This is a genomic window from Ignavibacteria bacterium, from assembly GCA_036262055.1.
Taxonomy (GTDB): Bacteria; Bacteroidota; Ignavibacteria; order Tepidaquicellales; family Tepidaquicellaceae; genus DATAJP01.
In genome coordinates, this window is record DATAJP010000004.1 from 78,807 (window position 1) to 100,870 (window position 22,064).

Genomic DNA, 22,064 nt, shown 5'->3' on the forward strand with positions numbered 1-22,064 from the left:
TTGACAAAACAAGAAACAAAATATATATTCCCTCCCGGACCTGAAGAGAGTTTCTTCGGAGCGAATGCAAGCTACAGTTTTTATTTTAAAATCTTAGATTATTTAATAGACCTGCATAAAAAATACGGTGATGCGGTTCACTTTAAAGCTATGAAGCATCACATGTATTTAATCAGCGATGTGGATTTAGTTGAAAAGATTCTTGTAAAACATCCCGATAAATTCCTGAAAGGCACTTCGGTTCAGAGATTAAAAATAATTTTAGGAACAGGACTAATTTCAAGCGAAGGCGAAGTTCACGACACACACCGTAAGATGATGGCACCTTTTTTTCAAAAGAACAGCGTGTCAAAGTATATGAATAATGTTATCGTGAGCATCGATGATATGTTTAGCAAATGGGATAAAAAAATTGCACAAGGGAAACACATTGAGATACATGAAGAATCGGGTGATTTATTTGTTGAGATGATTCTTCAAAGTATTTTCTCGGATGATTGTTATGAAGAATTAATTACAATCGGACAATATTTAAACAAGCTGTTCTATAATGCAAGTCCTCTGCTTCTTATTGCTCCTGACATATCACTTAAACTGCCTATTCCCGAATCAATCCGTTTCAAAAAAATTAAAAAGAAATTTGATGCACAGTTAAAAAAAATAATTAAAGAGAGAATTCAATCGCATAAACGAAAAGAGGATTTGCTTGATGCTCTGATTCATGCAAAGACAAATTCAGGGTATAAAATGGATGAGGTTGCGATTTACAATGAGGTGATTACTCTATATATAGCAGCATCTGATACAAGCTCAAAAATTTTAGCGTGGACATTTTATCTTCTTGCAAAGCATCACGACATCAAAGAAAAAGTTTTTGAAGAAATAAATTCTCTTAGTGAAGAGATAAAATATTCTGATTTAGATAAATTGATTTATACACGATGTCTTATTGCTGAGACATTGAGGTTGTACCCTCCTGTGTGGGCAATTTCGAGAAATCCAACTGAAGATTTGATTTTAAATAATTATATTTTCAAAAAAAATTCGACGGTTTTATTATTCCCTTTTATTATTCACAGAGATAAAAGATTTTACAACGAACCTTTGAAGTGCCGTCCGGAGCGCTGGTTAAACGACGAGAGAAAGCTAGTTGCTAAGTATGCTTACATACCTTTCGGAGCTGGACCGCGGGTTTGTCTCGGGGATAATTTTGCATGGATGGAATTGTTAATCTCGATTATAAAAATCATGAGACATTATGATTTCAAGCTTGCGCATCAGAAAGAAGTCGAGCTGTCATCTTCCATTACATTAAAACCAAAAGACGGAATATTTCTGAAAGTTCATCGTAAAAAGTGAAGAAAAAAAAGATAAATATCCTTCGTTACGCAATTCAGGATTTGATTACGCTCGGCAAACGAAAAAATAATGCTTATATTTTTGGCAAGCTCGACGTGACTGAGTGCATTTCAAAGCTCGAACAAAAAAAGATTCCGCTTTATCCTTATCTTTTATATTGCTACAGCAGAACTGTTGCTGATAATAAAAATCCAATAAATACTTATTGGGAAAAACAAAAAAATGTTATTGAGTTTGATGAAGTTGATGTTGCAATTACAGTCGTGAGAAGAATCGAAGGTGAGATAATCCCGTTATTTTACATAATCCGAAATGCTCATAGTAAGAGTATCGAAGATTTCGATAATGAAATTAGCATTGCAAAACGCAAACCTGTTTCTGAGCTCCTTGATAAAAATGCAATGTGGTTTTATAAACTTCCTCTGTGGCTGAGAAATAAATACTGGCATTATGTAAGCAGAAGACCTGAGCTTATAAAAAAATATTTCGGCACTACAGCAATAACGACGCTTCATAACATGGGTGATTCACCTTTACAGGGGATAACCGACAGCATACACACATTTACTTTCGCAATCGGCTCTATACTAAATGAAGATGGGAAAATCTGGTTGAGGTATTCCGCAATGCTTGACCATAACATACTTGATGGTTTGCCTGCAGTAAAATTCGTTGAAGAGTTTAAAACAAAATTATTAACTTCAATTTAAAGGAACTGAAAGAGTAACAATAGTTCCCTTTCCGGGGTTTGAGACAATTTCTAAGCCAGCATTTACCAGCCGCGCCCTTTCTTTAATTCCCATTATCCCGAGACTGTTGAACTCTTTGCTTTCATTCATAAAAAATCCTACACCGTTATCAGATACTACAAGATTTAACATGTTATTTTCTTCAAGCAGATAGATTTTCACCTCTGTTGCTTTAGCATGACGCGCAATGTTGGTCAATGATTCCTGCAAAACCCTGAAAACAACAATTTCTTTTTTCTTATCATATCTGCGTGCTTCATCCTCATAATCCATTTCGAGTTTTACAGGTATTCCGAATTTCTTTTCAAAATCTTCAGCGTGAGACCTTATCGCATCAAACAATCCGAGCTTCTCAAGTACTTCAGTTCTTAAGTGTGATGAAATTTTTCGAATGGTTTTAATTGATTCGTCGCTCAGCTTAAGCATATCGGCAAGCTCTGCTTTATATTCATAATATGTTTTCTCATCCATCTTGTCGCTGTTTTTGTTAATCATGCTTCCGAATGCAGAAATCCCCATTTTCAAAGCAGTCAGCTGCTGTCCAAGCTCATCGTGAATCTCCATAGAAATATTCAATCGTTCTTCTTCCCTGACTAAATATAAATTCTCAGTCAGCGCAACAAGTTTTTTGTTCGTTTCCTTAATCTGTTTTTCCGTTTCACGCAAATCATATTCAAGCTGATCGCGTTTAATTGAATAACTTTTCATAAGGAAATATAATGTAGCGCTTGTCAGAAGTATAAAAACCCAGCCCTTGAAAATCTGCAGCTCTTTAATCGTCTCCTGGTCAGATATTATTGCGAACAATAATGTATCGGAAAAAAAGATCCAGAGAACGCCAAAAATTAAATACACAAGTGAAATTCTTAAATAGGCAGGAAGTTTCATTTAGCAGATAATATTGTTTCTTCTTCTGAGTATGAAACAATAATATACCAATTTAAAAGTATAAGCAAGTATAATTCTTCTTTAGGAACACTTTTATAGTTAAAATACACAAACCCGTCAGCACCGCGCTTATTATAATTCGGGACAGTTTGCAAAACAATGTTTTCTTTTTCGTCGATAAATCCCCACTCGCCGCGCCAGAGATTCAAATTTTTTAGAAAATATTTTTTACCGTTTGAAAGTGAAAGCTCGGACTCACCTGCCCAACTGAATTTAAGCACTGCAAAATTTTTTTCATCATTCAATTTCCTTATAGTAACAACCGGTCTGAAAAAACCGCTTCTCTTAAATGTCCATTTGCCTTCTGCCGAGCTCCCCTCCGCAAGCGTGCCGTTATCTTTTGTCCAGATTAATGAAGCAATGACTTTTCTGTCAGCCGAAAGCTCATAGATACGCTTGTCGGCAATTTTTTTATACCAGCTGAATTTTTCGGAAAACTCCGATAAAGAATCGCTCATTAGATTATGGACTGTGTGTAAGTATTTGTGTATATCCCCATAAAAGCTTTGAGAGGTAATTCAAAATAAAACTAATTTTATTAAAATTAAACTAAAAGATTCAGGTTTTTGAAAATTTAACATTGACAAATATGACTATTATATTTAAGTTTAAATTAATCGCCAAAAAGAAATGGTAAGAAAAGCCATATATTTTCTTATTTTTTTATCATTATTTCTCTCACCGAACAAATCTGCTTATGCCCAAGCCGGCTGGTATTGGCAAAATCCACGTCCTCAAGGCAATCAATTATTTTCTATTGCATCATTAAATGAAACCAAAGCAATTGCTGTTGGTGGAGGTGGTGCTTACATTGAAACAACAAATTCCGGAGAAAAATGGATTAATAAAAATGTTAATAATGTCCTAACTACTAAAAATGTAACTTTTATAAATGGTGAAACAGGATTTTTATTTAGAGATGACAATAAATTATTAAAAACTACTAATGGCGGTAACAATTGGTATGTTGTATTTGAAAACGGAAATAATATAAGATCAATAAAATTTATTAATAATGATATTGGATTATTTTTAGATGGAAATTATTCAATTTATAAGACTACCAGTGGAGGCAATAATTGGTTTTTATTTGCAGCTTTTACGAGCCCACAAATAACTTATCTTTATGATATTGCTTTTTTAAATGAAAACGTAATAAAGTGTTTAGGAAAACGGGATGCATTTATAGGATATACACAAGGTATAATGCAAACTTCTAATGGTGGATTAAATTGGTCTTATGTTAGCGCATCTATTCCATCTTCTTATTGGAATAATATTCATTTTGTAAATTCTCAAACAGGATTTATTTCAGGACGAGGAGGTGTAGTATCTAAAACAACCAATTCAGGTAACACTTGGGTTACACTAAATACTGGTCTGAATTCTGAGTATGATTTGAAAAAAATATTGTTTTATAATGAAAGAATTGGAATTGTGAAATCGGATAATACCCGAGGAATTTTGTTTACAACAAATTCAGGTAATAATTGGCAATTTGTAAGCATTGCTATAGATGATTTTTGTTATATGGATTCGACTACTTTAATAGCAACCGGACATTTAGGTGCAATATATAAATCTACAAATTCAGGTTTAAATTGGATTAGTAAGTTAAACAGTATCACCTCTACTAGATTAATTACTTCATATTGTTTTTCAGATAAAATTTTTTATGTAGGTGGAGTTGATGGTGTAATTGTTAAAACAACAAACGGAGGAAGTTCCTGGTTTAAACAGGAAAGCGGATTATCAGATAATAGGCTAGGAACTCCAAGCACTGTATGCGGAATACATTTTGTAAATGAAAACACGGGTATGGCATTGACTCATACTCACATTTTAAAAACTACAAATGGTGGTTCTAATTGGAACATTATAATAAGTAATGATAGCGCTTCTTTTAAGTCTATTTATATGATTAACGAAAATGATGCTTTTTTAATTGGAAGTAATGGGGTATTTTCAAAAACTACCAATGGGGGTACTAATTGGACTCAAGTAATACAAAATAATAGAGATTATGTGAGTATTACTTTTGCAAATAAATCAACCGGATATATTCTGGCTTCTCCTTCAATTATTTACAAAACAACAAATTCAGGCATGCAATGGACAGAACAATCGGGATTTGCAGGGAATAATATTTATTTTTTAAATGAAAATACGGGATTTATTCTTGATCCATATGGTCCTATTTATAGAACAACTAATGGTAGTATAAATTGGGAAACTATACAATTAAACACAGGAAGTATTCTGAACGATTTAACATTTACAAATGAAAAAACAGGCTATATAGTTGGGCATTTATCTACAGTTTTATTAAAAACTACAAATGGCGGTTTAAATTGGAATCTAGAACCTACAGGTTTACATTATGATGCTGGTTGGTTATGGGGAATTTCAAGTTATGGCGGGAATGCAATATTTGTTGGTGAAAATGGAATAATAAAAAGTACTGATTCAAATACTTCTGTTTTCATAAATACTAATTCACATAGCAACACGACATATCACTATTCCCTTCATCAAAATTACCCCAATCCGTTTAACCCTACCACAAAGATTAATTTTGAAATTCCGAAATCAGGATATGTCACTCTAATAGTTTACGATTTGCTTGGAAGAGAAATGACAAGATTAATAAATAATGAATTTAGAAATTCCGGAGTTTATGAAGCAATATTTGACGGCTCAAATTTTGCCAGTTGTGTATATTTTTATCAACTAATTGCAGGAGAATCAGTTTATACCAAAAAAATGCTTTTGATAAAATAATTTTCATTTAATAGTCTTTTCCATCCTCTTTTTCATCCCCAAATATTAGATTTAATCTTTCTATATATATGTTTATTTTAATACATACTCAAAATTATGAAAAAAATACTATTTCCAACGGATTTTTCAGAGGCTTCTTTAAACTCAAAGAGTTATGCAATAGAAATTGCAAAACGCTCGGGGGCACAGGTTTATCTCTTAAATGTATATAATGTAACCATTTATGACCCAAATATGCCTGCGGAATTGGTTATGGAAACTATGAACGAAGCTCAGAAATTTGCAAAGGAAAATCTTGATTCATTGAGTAAGGAATTTGTATCCCAAAAGTATTCAAATGGTAAAAATCTTGACGTCAGCGTTGTTTATAAGCAGGGATTGGTGAGCGATGAAATAGAAGTATTTTGTGAAGAAAATAATATTGATTTGATAGTAATGGGTACAACCGGTGAAAGCGGATTGCTTGATAAAATTCTCGGAAGCAATACCGCATCAGTTCTTGAAAAAGTTAAATGCCCTGTCCTTGCTGTTCCTGCAAAGGCAAATTTTAAAAATATTCAGAATGTTGTTTATGCTTCCAACTTAACTGATGATGACACAAAAGAAGTTATGCAATTAAAAGACTTTCTTCAGTTGTTTGATGCTCAATTGACTTACCTTCACGTTTGTGATGAAGATGATAAACCTCTTCAGAATGAAAAAGATACAATATTTGACGGGCTCAAAAAAGAAATCGGTTATGATAAAATAACTCTTCAGTATACTGACGGAACCGATGTGGAAAAAGGTATTGAAGATTATATAAACTCTCACCCTGTTGACATTCTTGTAATGGCAATTCACAAAAGAAATTTCTTCGAGAAAATTTTCAAAAGAAGCTTAACAAAGGAAATGGTTTATCATTCTCAAATTCCTCTTTATGCTTTACACATTAAATAACCTGCCGCAACCATAATAAATTAGATGACACAAAAATTATTTCTCTTTGATGCTATGGCAATGATTTACAGGGCTTACTTTGCTCTGATTGGCAGTCCTATGATTAACTCAAAGGGAAAAAACGTTTCCGCAATTTATGGTTTTATAAATTCCATTGTAAAAATCATTGAAGATGAAGACCCTAATTATATTGCAATTTGTTCCGATACCGAAAAGCCGACATTCAGACACAAAATGTTCCCGCAATATAAAGCGCAGCGGATGGAGATTCCTACCGATATGCCGTGGCAGATTGAAAAAATAAAAGATGTCATCAAAGCAATGGGCATTCCTCTGCTGACCGTTGACGGATATGAAGCTGATGATATAATCGGAACACTTGTTAAGCGCGCCGAAAAGGAAAAAGTTTTAAGTTATATGGTTACACCTGATAAGGATTTTATGCAGCTTGTAACCGACAAAATATTTTTATACAAGCCCGCGCGGGTTGCTTTCGGACAAAGGAAGGATGTTGAGATAGTTGATATTGCCGGCGTGAGAACAAAATTTGGGATTACCGATTGCCATCAGGTAATCGATATGTTAGGGTTAATGGGTGATACATCGGATAATGTGCCCGGCGTGAAAGGCATAGGCGAGAAAACCGCAATGGCATTGATTCAGGAGTTCGGCTCAATTGAGAATATTTATAAGAACATCGACCGGATTTCAAAGCCAAAGCTGAAAGAAAATCTTCTTGAAAACAAAGAGATGGCTTTTCTTTGCAGAAAGCTTGTAACTATCGACACAAACGCTCCGGTAAAAATCGATTTTCATACTCTCAAACGCCGCGATATTGACCAGAATAAGTTTCTTGAGCTTTTGACCGAATTTGAATTTAAGTCACTCATTAAAAAATTCTCGGGACAAACTGCAAAGGCACAAAAAAAAGCTGCCTCGGAAGAACCTGAAGTTACAATTAAAGGACAGAAAATTGAAAAAGTTGGGACAATAAAAGTTGACATAAAAGAACAGCCAAAGATTCATAACACGATTAAGAATACCCATCATGATTATTATACGATTAAAAATGTTGATGAATTGAAACGAATGATAAAAAAACTCAGCTCTGAACCGGTTGTTTGCTTTGATACTGAAACTGATAATCCCGATGCAACACAGGCGAACATCGTTGGAATGTCTTTTGCATACAAAGAACACGAAGCTTATTACGTTCCTGTTTACGGCAACATAAAACGAAGCAGAACGGAAGCGTCGCTGTTTGATGCACCCGCATCTACAAAAGATAAACCCGTTGAAAAAATCGGAATTGAAATTAATGAAGCGCTTAAATTAATCAAGCCGTTCCTTGAAGATAAAAAAATAAAATTCATCGGACAGAATATTAAGTATGACTACATTGCGATGAAGTATTACGGCATTGAAATCGCAAATATGGATTTTGATACTTTAATCGGAGCATTTATATTGAGACCTGAAGGAGCGCATGATATGGACAGTTTAGCGGAGAAATACCTGAATTACTCCCCCATTCCGATAACCGATTTAATCGGTAGCGGTAAGAACCAGATTACAATGGACAAGGTTGATGTCGAGAAAGCAAGCGAATATGCCTCCGAAGATGCCGATGTTACTTTACAGCTCTATCACAGAATAAAATATGAACTTGAAAAAAATAATCTCGTAAAGGTTTGCACCGAAGTCGAATTTCCTCTCATAAAAGTTCTTGGTGACATGGAATCCCAAGGTGTAAAAATCGATGAGAAAATTTTAGGGCAGCTTGACAAAGAGATTGTTAAATCTGCAGCGAAATATGAAGATGAAATTTATAAAGCAGCAGGAGACAGGTTTAATATAAATTCTCCAAAACAATTAGCAGAAATTTTGTATGGAAAGCTGAAATTAAATCCTTCGAGGAAAACAAAAACAGGATTTTCTACCGATGTAAAGGTTCTTGAAGAGCTGCGGTATCAGCATCCGATTGCAGGACTCCTTGTCGAATACAGAACACTCACAAAATTAAAATCCACCTATATAGAAGGATTAACTAAAGCAATCAATCCGAGAACGGGAAAGGTTCATACCTGCTTCAGCCAGACTGTTGCCGCAACAGGACGTCTCTCAAGTGTTAATCCGAATTTGCAAAATATTCCCATAAGAACAGACATAGGCAGAAGCTTACGAAAAGCATTTGTTCCTTCACAAAAAGGACAAAAAATAATGTCAGCTGATTACTCACAGATTGAGCTTCGCATTATGGCTCACTATGCAGATGATGATAACATGATAAATGCTTTCAAGCGTGGACATGACATACATACAGAAACATCTATGAGGGTTTTCAATTGCGAAAAGAAAGATGTTACGCCTAACATGCGGCGTAAGGCAAAAGAAGTTAACTTCGGAATTATATACGGCATTGGAGCGTTCGGTCTTGCAAGCCGGCTTGAAATTAAAAATACGGAAGCAAAAGATATTATCGAAAGATATTTCAGAGAATATCCGAAAGTTCGTGATTACATGGAGCGCACGAAAAAATTCGCGCGTGACCACGGATATGTTGAATCGTTATTGGGAAGACGGCGTTATCTGTCCCAGATAAACAATCAAAATGCAGCAGCAAGAGCTGAAGACGAGCGCGCAGCAATCAATATGCCTATTCAGGGAACTGCCGCCGATATGATTAAAATGGCGATGATAAAAATAGATGAAGCATTCGCAAAGCATAAATTAAAATCAAAAATGCTTTTGCAGGTGCATGATGAGCTTGTCTTTGAAGTTTATGACAATGAAATGGAAAAAGTGAAGGACATCGTTACACGAAATATGCGGAACGCAATTAAGCTGAACGTTCCGATTGAAGTCGAGGTTGGTGTCGGAGCAAACTGGTACGAAGCACATTAGCAAGTTGTGAAGTTGTGAAATGGTGAAGGGGTGAATTAAAACTTCACAAATTCGCAACTTCACTATTTCACCATTTAAAATTTATGGCGAAAGTTGAAATAAAATACGTGGAAGTTTATGTCATCAGAAAGTTTCCTAATAATGAAACAAGATTTTTAGTTTTAAAGCGAAGTGATAACTCTAAAAAACTTCCCGGTAAATGGCAGGTGGTTACCGGAAAAATTGACGGAAACGAAAAAGCTTACGAAGCGGCGTTGAGAGAACTAAAAGAAGAAACAGGATTATCACCAATATATTTTGCTTCTTTGCAAAACGTTACGACTGTTTATGACCATAATGAAGATTCCGTTTTAGCAATTCCATTGTTCTTAGCGGAAACTGATAGCGACAATGTGCAGTTATCAAATGAGCATTCGGAATTTGCGTGGCTTTCATTTGAACGCGCAGCAGGAAGAGTTCATTGGCTGAATCAGGGCGAAAACATAATCAAAGCAAACGATTTTCTAAACGATCCTGATTTGTTCTCAACGTTAGAAGAAATAAAGTTATAAAATTTTTGAAGTCATTCCCGCGGAAACGGGAATCCCAGTTTTGAAATTATTATTATTAAGGAGATATAAATGATTGTAGTTACAGGCGGAGCGGGATTTATTGGAAGCGCTTTAGTATGGCGGTTAAATCAGCTTGGTATAGAAAACATTATTATCGTCGACAAGTTCGGAAAGGATGAGAAATGGAAAAATCTTGTTTCACTGAATTATATGGACGTGTTTGATGCAGATGAATTCGGACAAATGGTTGCTCACGATTTCCTGAGTAAGGCTGAAATTAATACTGTTTTTCATCTTGGCGCATGCAGTTCGACAACCGAAACCGATTTTGATTATCTTCTCAGAAATAATTTTGAATACACAAAATTTCTCTGCGAAAAATCATTGCAGGCTAACATAAGATTCATTTATGCTTCATCTGCGGCTACATATGGAATCGGTGAGCACGGTTACAACGACAACGAAAACGAAATCAGTAAATTAAGACCTTTGAACGGATATGGTTTTTCAAAGCAGATGTTCGACAAATGGGCAAAGGCAAATAAACTTTTTGATAAGATTGTGGGTTTAAAGTATTTCAATGTTTATGGTCCTAATGAATACCATAAAGAGGACATGAGAAGCATAATCTGCAAGGGGTTTAACCAAATCAAAGAAACAGGTAAAATCCGCTTATTTAAGACCACAAAACCCAACCAATATGGTGATGGCGGTCAAAGACGCGACTTTATTTATATAAAAGATGCAGTTGATATGACTCTGTTTTTTTGGGAAAACAAGATTATAAACGGACTTTATAATGTCGGCACGGGCAATGCAATTACTTGGAAGGAGTTCGTCACCCCTATATTTAAAGCACTTGGAAAAGATGTAAATATTGAATATTTTGATATGCCTGAGTCATTAATTGAGAAGTATCAGGACTTTACAGAGGCAGATATGAACAAAATCCGAAAAGCCGGATATCAGAAAAAAACAATGACAGCTGACGAAGCGGTTTTTGACTACGTTACAAATTATTTAAACACAGATTACCCCTATCTTCAATAATATACAAACACACTAAATACTTACTTCTAAAATGAAATACCTTCAAATATTATTTATACTTTTTATTGCAAACATTTCTTTTGCGCAGAATTTACCAAATAATCTTCTGCCAAGCGAGATGAAAGCATATAATGATTTGATTTATAACAGACCTCAATCTTTCTCAGATTTTACTAATCCTCCTTATGGACCCGTGAGAACTATGGCTGAATGGGAACCGCAGGAAGGATTAATAATCGCATGGATAACATATCAGCCAATCTTAAGACAGATTGTTGATTATGCACAAGATGAGGGATTTGTTTATATTGTTTGCTCCGATTCAAATTCGGTAAAAACTTATTTAACAAGCGGAAGTGTTCCACTTGTAAATTTAAAATTCGTAATTGCTCCGTTTAATAGTATATGGTGCAGGGATTACGGTCCATGGATGATTTATAAAAACAATTATGACACTTTACAAATTGCAGATTGGATTTATAACAGACCGAGGCCCAATGATGATGCAGTTCCGACAGCATTTGCCAATTACTATAACTCAACAATTTTTACTGCAACACAAGCACCATTTGATTTAGTCAATACCGGAGGAAACTTTATGGTTGACGGCAATGGGACAGGTTTTGCATCGAAATTAATATTAAATGAAAATCCATCAAAGACTCCTGCGCAGATTGATACCATAATGAAAAAATATCTCGGACTTTCCCGATATATCAAAATGGAAACCCTTCCTTATGATGAGATTCATCACATTGACATGCACATAAAATTACTTGATGAAGAAACATTGTTAGTCGGACAATACCCTAACGGTGTTGCAGATGGTCCCCAGATTGAAGCAAACCTGCAATATGTGTTAAATAATTTCCAGACATGTTATGGAAGACCCTATAAAGTTATAAGAATCCCGATGCCGCCAAGTGCAAGCGGGCAATATCCTCCAAACTCGAATTATTTTACTTACACCAATTCAGTTTTCGTGAACAAAACTGTTATCGTTCCGATTTACGGTTTATCACAAGATACAACTGCATTAAGAATTTACCGGGAAGCGTTGCCAGGTTACAGAATCGTCGGCATAAACTGTTCAAGCATGATTTCAGCACTCGGTGCGATTCACTGTATAACAAAAGAAGTTGGTATTAAAGAAACAATTTTCATTTCTCATCCTTATTTGAGAAACACAACCAACACAACAACTCCTTATGAAGTTAAAGCATTCATTCAGACCAAAAGCGGTGTGAACAATGCAAAGCTTTACTGGAGAACCGACACAACTCAGGCATATACTCAAGTTAGCATGACTCCTGCAACAGCTGATACTTTCAAAGCATCTATTCCTGCTCAGCCGGTTGGTAAATATGTTTATTATTATATTTCTGCGGCATCAAATAGCGGAAAAACAATAACCAAACCTTTAACCGCTCCTGCAGGATATACAAAATTTTATGTTGATAACCCTTCGGCAATTGGAAACAATGGAGTTATCTCCAGCTTTAAGTTAGAGCAGAACAGACCGAATCCATTTAATCCTGTCACTAAAATTAGTTTTTCAATTCCGCAAAGCTCACATGTAATTTTGAAGGTTTATGACATAACCGGACGTGAGGTTGCAAAACTTATTAATGATTTCAGAGTTGCAGGCGAACATAGCCTTGAATTTAACGGAGCATTTCTTTCGAGCGGAGTTTATTTCTATAGATTGGAAACTAACGGATTAAGCGCTATCAAGAAAATGATGCTTATCAAATAGTTTATAAAGTTATAAGGTTATAAAGTTTATAAGATTGAAACCCCGATTTATCGGGGTTTTTGTTATATGCAAATACATTGAAATAAGCTATTATTAGGATTATTTTAAACATATGGATAAACAGTTAATAAACCAGATTAATAAATTAAATTCTTCCGAAAAGCTTGAACTTTTATATCAGATTTGGGATAGCTTAAATGATGAAAATTATCAAGTTAATGAAGAAACCCGCGTAATTTTAGATGAACGTCTTGAAAAAATTGCCGAAGGAAAAGTCAAATATACAAATTGGGATGATGTGAAGAAAAAGTATAACTTCTAATTAATGTATATAATTAGATTAACTGATAATGCAGAATCTGACTTAAATGAATCATATAATTGGTACGAAAATCAAAAAATTAATCTTGGAGTTGAATTTATAAAAACAATAAACAGAACAATTGAGTTAATAAAAGAAAATCCTTTTTTATATAAATCTGTTTATAAAAATGTAAGAAAAGCAAAAATCAACAAATTCCCTTTCAATATTTATTATTTAATCACTCCTCAATTTAACCAAATAGACATTTTCGGAATATTACATGACAGCCGTAACCCTTTAATATGGAAAACAAGAATATAAATCGACTACAAGAAATACTTAAAAACGCAAAAGGAAAAAAAATTTTTGTTATCGGCGATGTTATGCTCGATAAGTACCTGCTTGGTGATGTTAACCGTATTTCCCCCGAAGCGCCCGTGCAGGTTTTTGATATTCAGAAAAGCGAGCACAAATTCGGCGGAGCGGCTAATGTGAGTTTAAATATAAAGGAACTCGGAGCTGAGCCGTATTTAATCGGTGTGATTGGTTCTGATAATGAAGGCACAATTCTTCTGAGTGAAATGACAAAGCTGAACAAAAATACAAACGGGATGATTACAGAAAACTCGAGACCAACTACAACAAAAACAAGAGTCATCGCCGATTCCCACCATCTTCTCAGAATAGACAGCGAATCGAAAGAAAATATTTCTGCCGAAACCGAAAATAAAATTTTAGAAACGCTGAAAAATAATTCAGGAAAGATTGACATAATCATTCTTCAGGATTATAATAAAGGTGTTTTAACCAAATCACTTATAGGCAAAGTCATACAATTTGCAAACGATAACAAGATAAAAGTTCTCGTTGACCCTAAGTTTTATAATTTCTTTGAGTACAAAAATGTTTTTTTATTTAAGCCTAACAGAAAAGAACTTGAAGAAGCATTCGGCAAAAAAGCAAAAGACATGCAAGAAATCGAAAAACTTGCTGATGAGCTAATGGGCAAAATGAATTGCACATATCTCGTATTGACTCTCGGAGATAAAGGAGTAATGCTTTTCGAAAAAACAAACGGTAAAACAAATATAGAAAAAATCGAAACTGTTGCGCGGGAAGTTGCGGACGTATCGGGTGCAGGAGACACGGTCATTTCTACAATTGCAGTATGCCTTGCAGGCGGAGCAACCGTGAGCGAAGCGGTGAAATTTGCGAACTATGCGGCAGGAATCGTAGTTGAAGAAGTAGGCATTGTTCCCATTACCAAAGATAAATTATTAAATCATCTGAATGAAATTAAAGATTAGATATAAATAAAATGATAACGACCACGGAAGATTTCAAACCTATTAGAGCCAAAATTAAATCCGAAAACAAGAAACTTGTCTTTACAAACGGTTGTTTTGATATTTTACATAAAGGCCATATTACGTACCTGAATGAAGCCAAAAAACTGGGTGATATTTTAATAGTCGGAGTAAATTCTGACTCTTCGGTGAAAAAACTCAAAGGTGATGAAAGACCGGTGACTAATGAACAAGACAGAATGTTTGCATTAGATAATCTCAAAGCGGTTGATTACGTGATTTTGTTTAAGGAAGATACTCCATATAACTTGATTAAAGCAATCGAGCCTGATGTTCTTGTAAAAGGCGGTGACTGGAAAGTCGAAGATATAGTTGGTTCCGATGTTGTTTTGGCAAACGGCGGTGAAGTTAAGAGCTTAAATTTTGTTAATGGTTATTCCACTTCGTCGATTTTAGAAAAGATAAGAAAGCTGTAACCCGGATATTGAAAATTTATGAGTGAAGGTTTACAAAGAATCGAACAAAATAATGAATCTTCATCCGAAGCAAAAATTGCTTCCAAGCCCGCAAAGAAAAAACGCGGATGTTTTTTCCGTATCATTTCAATTTTATTTGTTTCATTAATTGCATTTTTAATTCTCCTCGCGATATTTATTCAGACACAATGGTTCCGGGACATAGTTTTAGACCAGGGTTTAAAATATGTTAACGGAAATCTTGTAAAACCCGGCAGTATGATTTATGCCGGACGTCTCGAAGGAAACCTGCGCAGTGAAATTTATTTATTAAACGCCGGCATTATAGTAAAGAATGACACGCTTCTTAAACTCGATACTATTCACATTAATTACAGTCTCTTCCCTATTTTTAGCAAACAAATAAATGTTTCACTCATTGAATTAATCAACCCGGATATTTTATTTACCCAGGTCAGGAATGAAGATGATTCTTTAAGATGGAACTATACACAAATTTTCAAAAGCCAACCCGACACAGCAATAATTGATACGGCAGGTTTCGATTGGGAAATTTCTCTCGGTAAATTAATTTTAAAGAACGGAAATTATTCCAGCATTTCTAATCTCCCTGTGAATACGATTTTTTCTCAGCTTGCATTTAAAAATACCGACTCACTCAACGTTGATTATCTTCAGCTTCGGGAAATTAACTGGGAGTTGGGAGCTGAATATACTCCTGAGTATAAGATGGTTGACATTAAGAACATAAGCTTTAAATCAAATTCATATTTTAATTTATACGAACTCAGCGGAAAAGCAGAATTCAAAACCGAAGAAAATATTTCCGAAGTTACTAATTTTAAAATTATCACTGATAGCTCCTCAATCGTTATTAATCACTTAAGAATGGAAGATTATAATCCATTCGGCGAAACGATTTATGAAAATTTCGACAGCAACGAAGTGGTAATTGACATGGTTGCAGATAATTTTTACGCAAAAGACCTTTTGTATTTCCTACCCCAATTAAATTTTCTCTCAGGAAGAGTTCATCTTGAGCTTATGGCAAGCGGAAACTACGGCAATATTCTCATCGATAAACTGATTTTAAATACTCCTTATTCTCATTATGATTTCAAAGGAAGAATTCAGAATTTACAAGAACCTTCAAAATTATATTTTAATATTACCGGAAAAGATTTAGTTATAGACCCCCGTGATACGAGATACATCATACCCGGCTTGCCTGTTCCCGATTATTCATATCTCGGCGTTGTGAGGGCTCCATATATTACTTACATAGGTGAACCTACACGGTTTAATTCCGATTTTGATATTAGAACCGAAGTCGGCAATATAAACGGAAACACATATCTTGACCTTACACAAAGCCAGATAGTTTACCGGACCGATTTTGATGCAACCAATTTAAATCTCGGGAAATTTCTCAGAGATCCTAAACTTGAAAGCAACGTAAACCTGACCGTTAAAGGTGAAGGAAGAGGATTCGATTTGCAAACAATGGTAGCAAATCTCAATTACGATATTAAAAATTCAAGAATATTAAATACAAATATCTCAGCTTCGGCAGGTCAGATTAATCTGAATAACGGTATTGCTAATGTTGATTTTTATTTCAACTCAAATACATTAAAATCAAAAGCCAAAGGTCAGGTCAATATACGCAATCTCGAAAATCCTTCTTATGACATCAAAGGTGATGTTGCAAATCTCGATATCTATACTTTCACGGGTGACCAGTCTATGAAAAGCAATTTAACATTTGCATTTGATTTAAACGGAAGCGGCATTAGTCCCGATGACTTAACCGGAAACTTTGACATAAAAATGCAGCAGTCAACATTCGGGGAATATTTCATTCCTCCTGCAGATTTAACTGCACAAATTAGTAAATCAGGCGGTGAAACAAATCTTGATTTAAAATCTGATTTTGCCGACATAACCGCAAAAGGAAGATTTGATTTTATGGATTTGGGAACCATTGTATCAAATAACATTGATAAGCTTACTTACGAGCTTGAAAAATATGCGCAGTCAAAAGACACTTCCGGCAGCACAACAATGACAACAATTGTCAGCAGTCACGTTGTTACATCTACTCCGGATGCAAACTTAATTTACAAGATCGTTCTGAAAGATTTAACCCCCGTTGCATATCTTTATGATACTTCATTTACGGTAAAAGGAACTATCGAAGGCACCTTGGTAAATTCAAATAACACTCTGACAATGACTGCCAATGGTGATTTCAGTAATTTTGCATTGAAAGATACATCAATATATTTTTATCATCCTAAATTAAAATTCGATTTCACAAATAATCCAACCGACCCTGAGCTGGCTAATTTCAAAAGCAACTTAAACCTTGTTGCAGACAGCATCCGTTATATTACTTCCGACAGTTCAGGCGTTACAAAATTTATTGTGGATTCTTTATACACGGATTTTAAATTTGTCAACTATACAAACAATTACGATATATTTGGACGCAGTGATACTTTATACGTTCTGAATACCAAAGGGAGTCTGGATATATTGCCGGGAGGTTATGCAACAAACACGGATTTGCTTTATGTAAAAATAAACGAATACCGTCTGCATAATAATAATAAATTTACGGTTGCATATATTCAGAATGATACAGATAAATTTATAAGCTTCAAAGATTTTGAAATCAGCACAGGCAAATGGATAAGCTCGACAAGCACAATAGGCAACCAGAAAAACGTTAGTGTTGAAACAAATGTTACTACTAACGATACCAATGCACTTTTTGCCGATGCCGAAACTTGGATAAGCGACAATCAACGTCTTGGTCTTGAAGGATATTATTCACTCGAGAAAAACAGCAATCTTCAGATTTCCGCTAATAATATTAAGATGACAACTTTACAAAAGTTTATGGACCCGCTGACAAGACCTGAAAATCTTATCGGAGGAGGTTTAAGACGGGTTGAAATATTATATACAGGACACTTATCAGACCCTAAGTTTTATGTTGAAGTGAACTCAGACCCGCTTATTATGCGAAGAAAAATTTTGGGAAGGTTTGATGCTATACTTGAATATGACAGCACAAATCTAAAAACTGATATAGCATTCTATAACGATAGAAACTTGGGAAATCTGTTAATCAAAGGTAATATGCCTATCTTGATTGTTCTCGATGGCGATACTACAAGAGCGCAGGATACCGTATTTGTGAACAGACAGGTTGACTTAAATGTTGAAGCAAATCATTTTAAGATTGATATACTCAGTCCGTTTATCCCGCTTGTTTCCGGCTTAAGCGGAAGTTTAAACGGTGACGTAAAAGTCTCGGGTTTATCTGATAATCCGCTTCTCACGGGCGGTCTTAATCTTGATAGCGCACAGTTTGTTTTTAATATGACAAGAAATACTTATGCGCTTGAAGCAGATTTCAAGACAGAAGGTCAAAAGTTGATATTGGATTATTCTAAGATGAACAGCATATTTGAACCCTCGCAATATATGGAAACCAGTGGATTTATTGACTTCACTAATTTAAAGTTGAACAATATGGAGTTTGTGATGGGCGGAACAATTCAGGCGTTCGATAAAAGCACGGGAATGTCAAAGTTCGGTATTGGTGGTGATTTAATTGTCGGAAGCAGAAATGATAATCCTATAAAAATTACGGGAAATGCTGATGAGCTTCTTTTGTCAGGAAATGTAATTTTGGTAGATGGAAATGTAACAATGAACCCCGTTACAGGCAAAGAGTATGATATTTATAATGATGACTTTACTTATACAGTTCTCATTGACTCATCCAGTTTTGGAGATACTTTACAGCAATATCTCGTTTATGAAATTAACACATGGAGCAAGAAAAATTATGCATCATTGAATCCGTTTGAAAGAATTTTTGTCCCTTTAGATTCATCACAAATCCCTGTTAACGGAGGTTCAAGTAAGTTTATTTATGATATACGGCTTTTAACAAATCCTAACAATTATATTTATCTGAATTTCATTGTCAACGAACAAACCAAAAATGAATTTTTTGGCGAGGTCGCTGTTAATTTGGCAATGAATAACCGTGCAGGTGATGATAATGTTTACGCAAACGGTGAAGTAACCCTTGGTCCTGCTGCGTATTACAGATTTTATAGAAATTTTGACGCAAGCGGAAATATTACTTTTAACGGAGAGTTAACTAATCCTAAGCTTGATATTTTAGCTGAATTCGAAACCTCAAGTACAAATCCAAATGACCCTTCTGCAATAGAAGAATATAAAGTAGAAATGAGAGTAACAGGAACCGCTAAGGATTTAAATCCTATAAATTTCACAGTCTATAAAAATGGCGCAAATATTGGAGGTTCGGACCCGACAAGTGATGCAATTTCCGTTATTCTTTTTGGCAGAACTCAGATTTCAGGTGCAGAAAGAAGCAGTTTAGTTTCAAATTTAGGACTAAACGTCGGAACTATGTTTGTTTCGGATTATGTCGGCAACCTTCTTCAAAATATTCTCCCATTCATTAAAACTGCGGGGTTAAATTATCAGGATTCGCAAACAGGTTCGGTTGTTCAGAATACATCTTTAAATCTTACCGCGCAGTTCGGTGATGCCGTTGTCCGATTTGGAGGAACGGTCTTTGAAGATGTCTCGAACACAAATGTAATTGTAACCTACCCTATCGGTAAATTAATAAGTCCTAAAATTGGAAATAATCTGGTGCTACAATTAGAAAGAATTTATAACATAAACGGCGGAAACACCATTATCAATCCTCAGGAAAGAGTAGGCGTAATTCTGCAATATAAAATTAAATTTTAAAGATTGGATTTGGAAATATCAGCCGCAGATAAAATAACTTCTTTTCTTAAAAAACATCCGAAAGATGTTTTTAAGCTTAACACCATAATTAAGAATACAGGGCTGACTCATCTAAAAAAAAGCGCAATCAAAGGTGAGTTAAAAAATTTGCTTACTGATGGAACTATAATCCGTGACGGAAAGCTTTTTAAAATTGCATCGACCGGCGAGGAACCTGCCCCTAAAGAAACTTCGAATAAAAAAACCAAAATATCCAGGAAAACTAAAAACGAATTAACCTCAAAAGACATTCGGCAGAATGAACGAAGAAAAAGAGGACGAGAAAAAGCAAATAAGCGTATAAAAGATTACGAAAGAGCTGAACAAAGACAAGAAAACCTGAAAACACAGCTAAGTGAAAATCTAAATGCTTTCAAAACCGTTACGGGAAGATATGAGTACGGGCGGAAGCATGGAGTTGTATTTGCAGACTGGAAGCTAAGCCGGAAAGAAATATTTATTTCACATAAAGACAATTACGATGCACAAACGGGAGATAAAGTTGTGTGTGAGGTTCTCAATCCTGAAGACATTATTTATGAAAGCAATGAACTTTATGGAAATATTATCGAGGTGCTTGGAAGGTCAGGTGATATGGATGCCGAAACTATGTCGGTTATCCGCAAATATAAACTGATAAAGGAGTTCCCCTCCGACATTGAAAAACAAGTTAAGAAAACGGAGTTTAAGGAAGACCTTGAAGGAAGAATTGATTTAAGAGATGAAGATATTTTTACAATTGACCCAGCCGATGCAAAAGATTTCGATGATGCCGTATCGATAAAGAAAAAAGAAAACGGTGAATTCGAAATCGGAGTTCACATTGCTGACGTTTCTCACTACGTAAAAGAAAATACTCCTATAGACAAAGAAGCTCTCAAACGCGGAACAAGTGTTTATCTCGTTGACCAGGTCATTCCTATGCTGCCCGAAAAACTTTCTAATGACATCTGCTCCTTAAGGACTGATGTTGAGAGGTTAACTTTTTCAATTTTCATAACACTTAACAAAAGCTATAAGTTAAAGAAATTTGAAATAACCAAATCTATCATAAACAGCAAACGAAGATTTTCTTATGAAGAAGCGCAGGAAATAATTAAAACTGGAAAGGGTGATTATGCTGAAGAACTGAAGCTTATGATGTCGGTTGCAAAAAAACTTACTGCTTTGAGATTGAAAGAAGGCGGCTTAGATTTTGAAACCAAGGAAGTAAAGTTTGTTACGGATAAGAAAGGCAATGTAAAAGAAATAAAACTTAAAGAACGTCTCGACTCGATGCGCTTGATAGAAGAGTTTATGCTTCTTGCAAATAAATGCGCAACGCTTTATGTAACCCGCAGGGCAAAAGAAGAAAAGCGTCATCTGCCTTTTGTTTATAGGGTTCATGATTTTCCTGATGCTGAGAAATTAAATAACCTTTCGGAATTTGTGAAACAGTTCGGATATGACGTTAAGATTCAATTTCCAAACCCCGATAAAAATCAATTGAAGAAGCTGCTTGATGCAATAAAAGGAAAACCGGAAGAATATGTTATTAACAACCTTTTGATACGCTCAATGGCAAAAGCGGTTTATACACCAATTAACATCGGACACTATGGATTGGGCTTTGATGACTATACGCATTTTACTTCCCCGATAAGACGATATCCGGATTTACAGGTACACAGAATTTTATATGATTATCTTACTAACGAAAAAAATCTTGATAGACGTATTAATCATTATAAATTGATTCTTCCGATTGTCTGCAAGCAATCAACCGATATGGAGATAAATGCTGTCAATGCAGAGCGAGAAGTGATAAAGCTCAAACAAATTCAATATATTTCAAAACATATCGGAGATGAATTTGACGGGTTGATTTCGGGAATTGTTGAGCGCGGAATGTTTATCGAGTTGAACGATATTCTTGTCGAGGGAATGATTCGCTTTAAAGATATAGCAGATGATTATTATGAATTTGATGAAAAAAAACACGCGGCTATCGGCAGAAGACGCGGAAGGATTTTCCGCGCGGGCGATATAATTCGCGTGAGAGTAATCCGTGCAAATATGGAATCAAAGAAAATCGACTTCGAACTCGCATAAT

Annotated in this window: 16 protein-coding genes; 14 read left to right on the top strand and 2 right to left on the bottom strand. The window is 35.0% G+C overall.

All coding sequences use genetic code 11. The features are described 5' to 3' along the window. Nucleotides 1-1,359 (top strand): cytochrome P450, encoded by a 1,359-nt coding sequence (locus VHP32_12665; protein HEX2788740.1) that lies wholly within the window; start codon nt 1-3, stop codon nt 1,357-1,359. Continuing rightward, the gene (locus VHP32_12670) at nt 1,356-2,069 is read left to right on the top strand and encodes a hypothetical protein (protein ID HEX2788741.1); all 714 of its coding nucleotides are present in this window, start codon (nt 1,356-1,358) and stop codon (nt 2,067-2,069) included. Before VHP32_12665 ends, VHP32_12670 begins: the two co-directional genes overlap by 4 nt. Here VHP32_12670 and VHP32_12675 read toward each other — a convergent pair. Next, on the bottom strand, nt 2,061-2,996 hold the full coding sequence (locus tag VHP32_12675) for a sensor histidine kinase (protein HEX2788742.1): 936 nt from the start codon (nt 2,994-2,996) through the stop codon (nt 2,061-2,063). The genes VHP32_12670 and VHP32_12675 overlap by 9 nt on opposite strands. After that, on the bottom strand, nt 2,993-3,514 hold the full coding sequence (locus VHP32_12680; GenBank protein HEX2788743.1) for a hypothetical protein: 522 nt from the start codon (nt 3,512-3,514) through the stop codon (nt 2,993-2,995). Before VHP32_12680 ends, VHP32_12675 begins: the two co-directional genes overlap by 4 nt. Nucleotides 3,515-3,686: 172 nt before the next feature. Here VHP32_12680 and VHP32_12685 point away from each other — a divergent pair, with 172 nt between their 5' ends. The 12 genes from VHP32_12685 (at nt 3,687) to rnr (ending at nt 22,063) form a co-directional block, all read left to right on the top strand. Continuing rightward, nucleotides 3,687-5,837: a YCF48-related protein gene (locus VHP32_12685; protein HEX2788744.1), complete on the top strand. Its 2,151-nt coding sequence runs from the start codon at nt 3,687-3,689 to the stop codon at nt 5,835-5,837. A gap of 96 nt (nt 5,838-5,933) precedes the next feature. Beyond that, on the top strand, nt 5,934-6,776 hold the full coding sequence (locus VHP32_12690) for a universal stress protein (GenBank protein ID HEX2788745.1): 843 nt from the start codon (nt 5,934-5,936) through the stop codon (nt 6,774-6,776). 24 nt (nt 6,777-6,800) lie between these two features. Beyond that, nucleotides 6,801-9,680: a DNA polymerase I gene (gene polA, locus VHP32_12695; protein HEX2788746.1), complete on the top strand. Its 2,880-nt coding sequence runs from the start codon at nt 6,801-6,803 to the stop codon at nt 9,678-9,680. An 83-nt stretch (nt 9,681-9,763) separates the two neighbouring features. After that, complete coding sequence (locus tag VHP32_12700; GenBank protein ID HEX2788747.1) at nt 9,764-10,231, top strand: NUDIX pyrophosphatase; 468 nt, start codon at nt 9,764-9,766, stop codon at nt 10,229-10,231. Between the two features lie 69 nt (nt 10,232-10,300). Beyond that, the gene (rfaD, locus tag VHP32_12705; protein HEX2788748.1) at nt 10,301-11,281 is read left to right on the top strand and encodes an ADP-glyceromanno-heptose 6-epimerase; all 981 of its coding nucleotides are present in this window, start codon (nt 10,301-10,303) and stop codon (nt 11,279-11,281) included. Between the two features lie 31 nt (nt 11,282-11,312). Then, complete coding sequence (locus VHP32_12710; GenBank protein HEX2788749.1) at nt 11,313-13,037, top strand: agmatine deiminase family protein; 1,725 nt, start codon at nt 11,313-11,315, stop codon at nt 13,035-13,037. A gap of 112 nt (nt 13,038-13,149) precedes the next feature. Beyond that, complete coding sequence (locus tag VHP32_12715) at nt 13,150-13,359, top strand: addiction module protein (GenBank protein ID HEX2788750.1); 210 nt, start codon at nt 13,150-13,152, stop codon at nt 13,357-13,359. 3 nt (nt 13,360-13,362) lie between these two features. Further along, the gene (locus tag VHP32_12720; GenBank protein HEX2788751.1) at nt 13,363-13,662 is read left to right on the top strand and encodes a type II toxin-antitoxin system RelE/ParE family toxin; all 300 of its coding nucleotides are present in this window, start codon (nt 13,363-13,365) and stop codon (nt 13,660-13,662) included. Further along, the gene (gene rfaE1 / locus VHP32_12725; GenBank protein HEX2788752.1) at nt 13,644-14,648 is read left to right on the top strand and encodes a D-glycero-beta-D-manno-heptose-7-phosphate kinase; all 1,005 of its coding nucleotides are present in this window, start codon (nt 13,644-13,646) and stop codon (nt 14,646-14,648) included. Before VHP32_12720 ends, rfaE1 begins: the two co-directional genes overlap by 19 nt. Nucleotides 14,649-14,659: 11 nt before the next feature. Further along, the gene (gene rfaE2, locus VHP32_12730) at nt 14,660-15,124 is read left to right on the top strand and encodes a D-glycero-beta-D-manno-heptose 1-phosphate adenylyltransferase (protein HEX2788753.1); all 465 of its coding nucleotides are present in this window, start codon (nt 14,660-14,662) and stop codon (nt 15,122-15,124) included. A gap of 18 nt (nt 15,125-15,142) precedes the next feature. Further along, the gene (locus VHP32_12735) at nt 15,143-19,933 is read left to right on the top strand and encodes a hypothetical protein (protein HEX2788754.1); all 4,791 of its coding nucleotides are present in this window, start codon (nt 15,143-15,145) and stop codon (nt 19,931-19,933) included. 9 nt (nt 19,934-19,942) lie between these two features. Beyond that, nucleotides 19,943-22,063: a ribonuclease R gene (rnr, locus tag VHP32_12740; protein HEX2788755.1), complete on the top strand. Its 2,121-nt coding sequence runs from the start codon at nt 19,943-19,945 to the stop codon at nt 22,061-22,063. Nucleotide 22,064 lies beyond the last annotated feature (1 nt).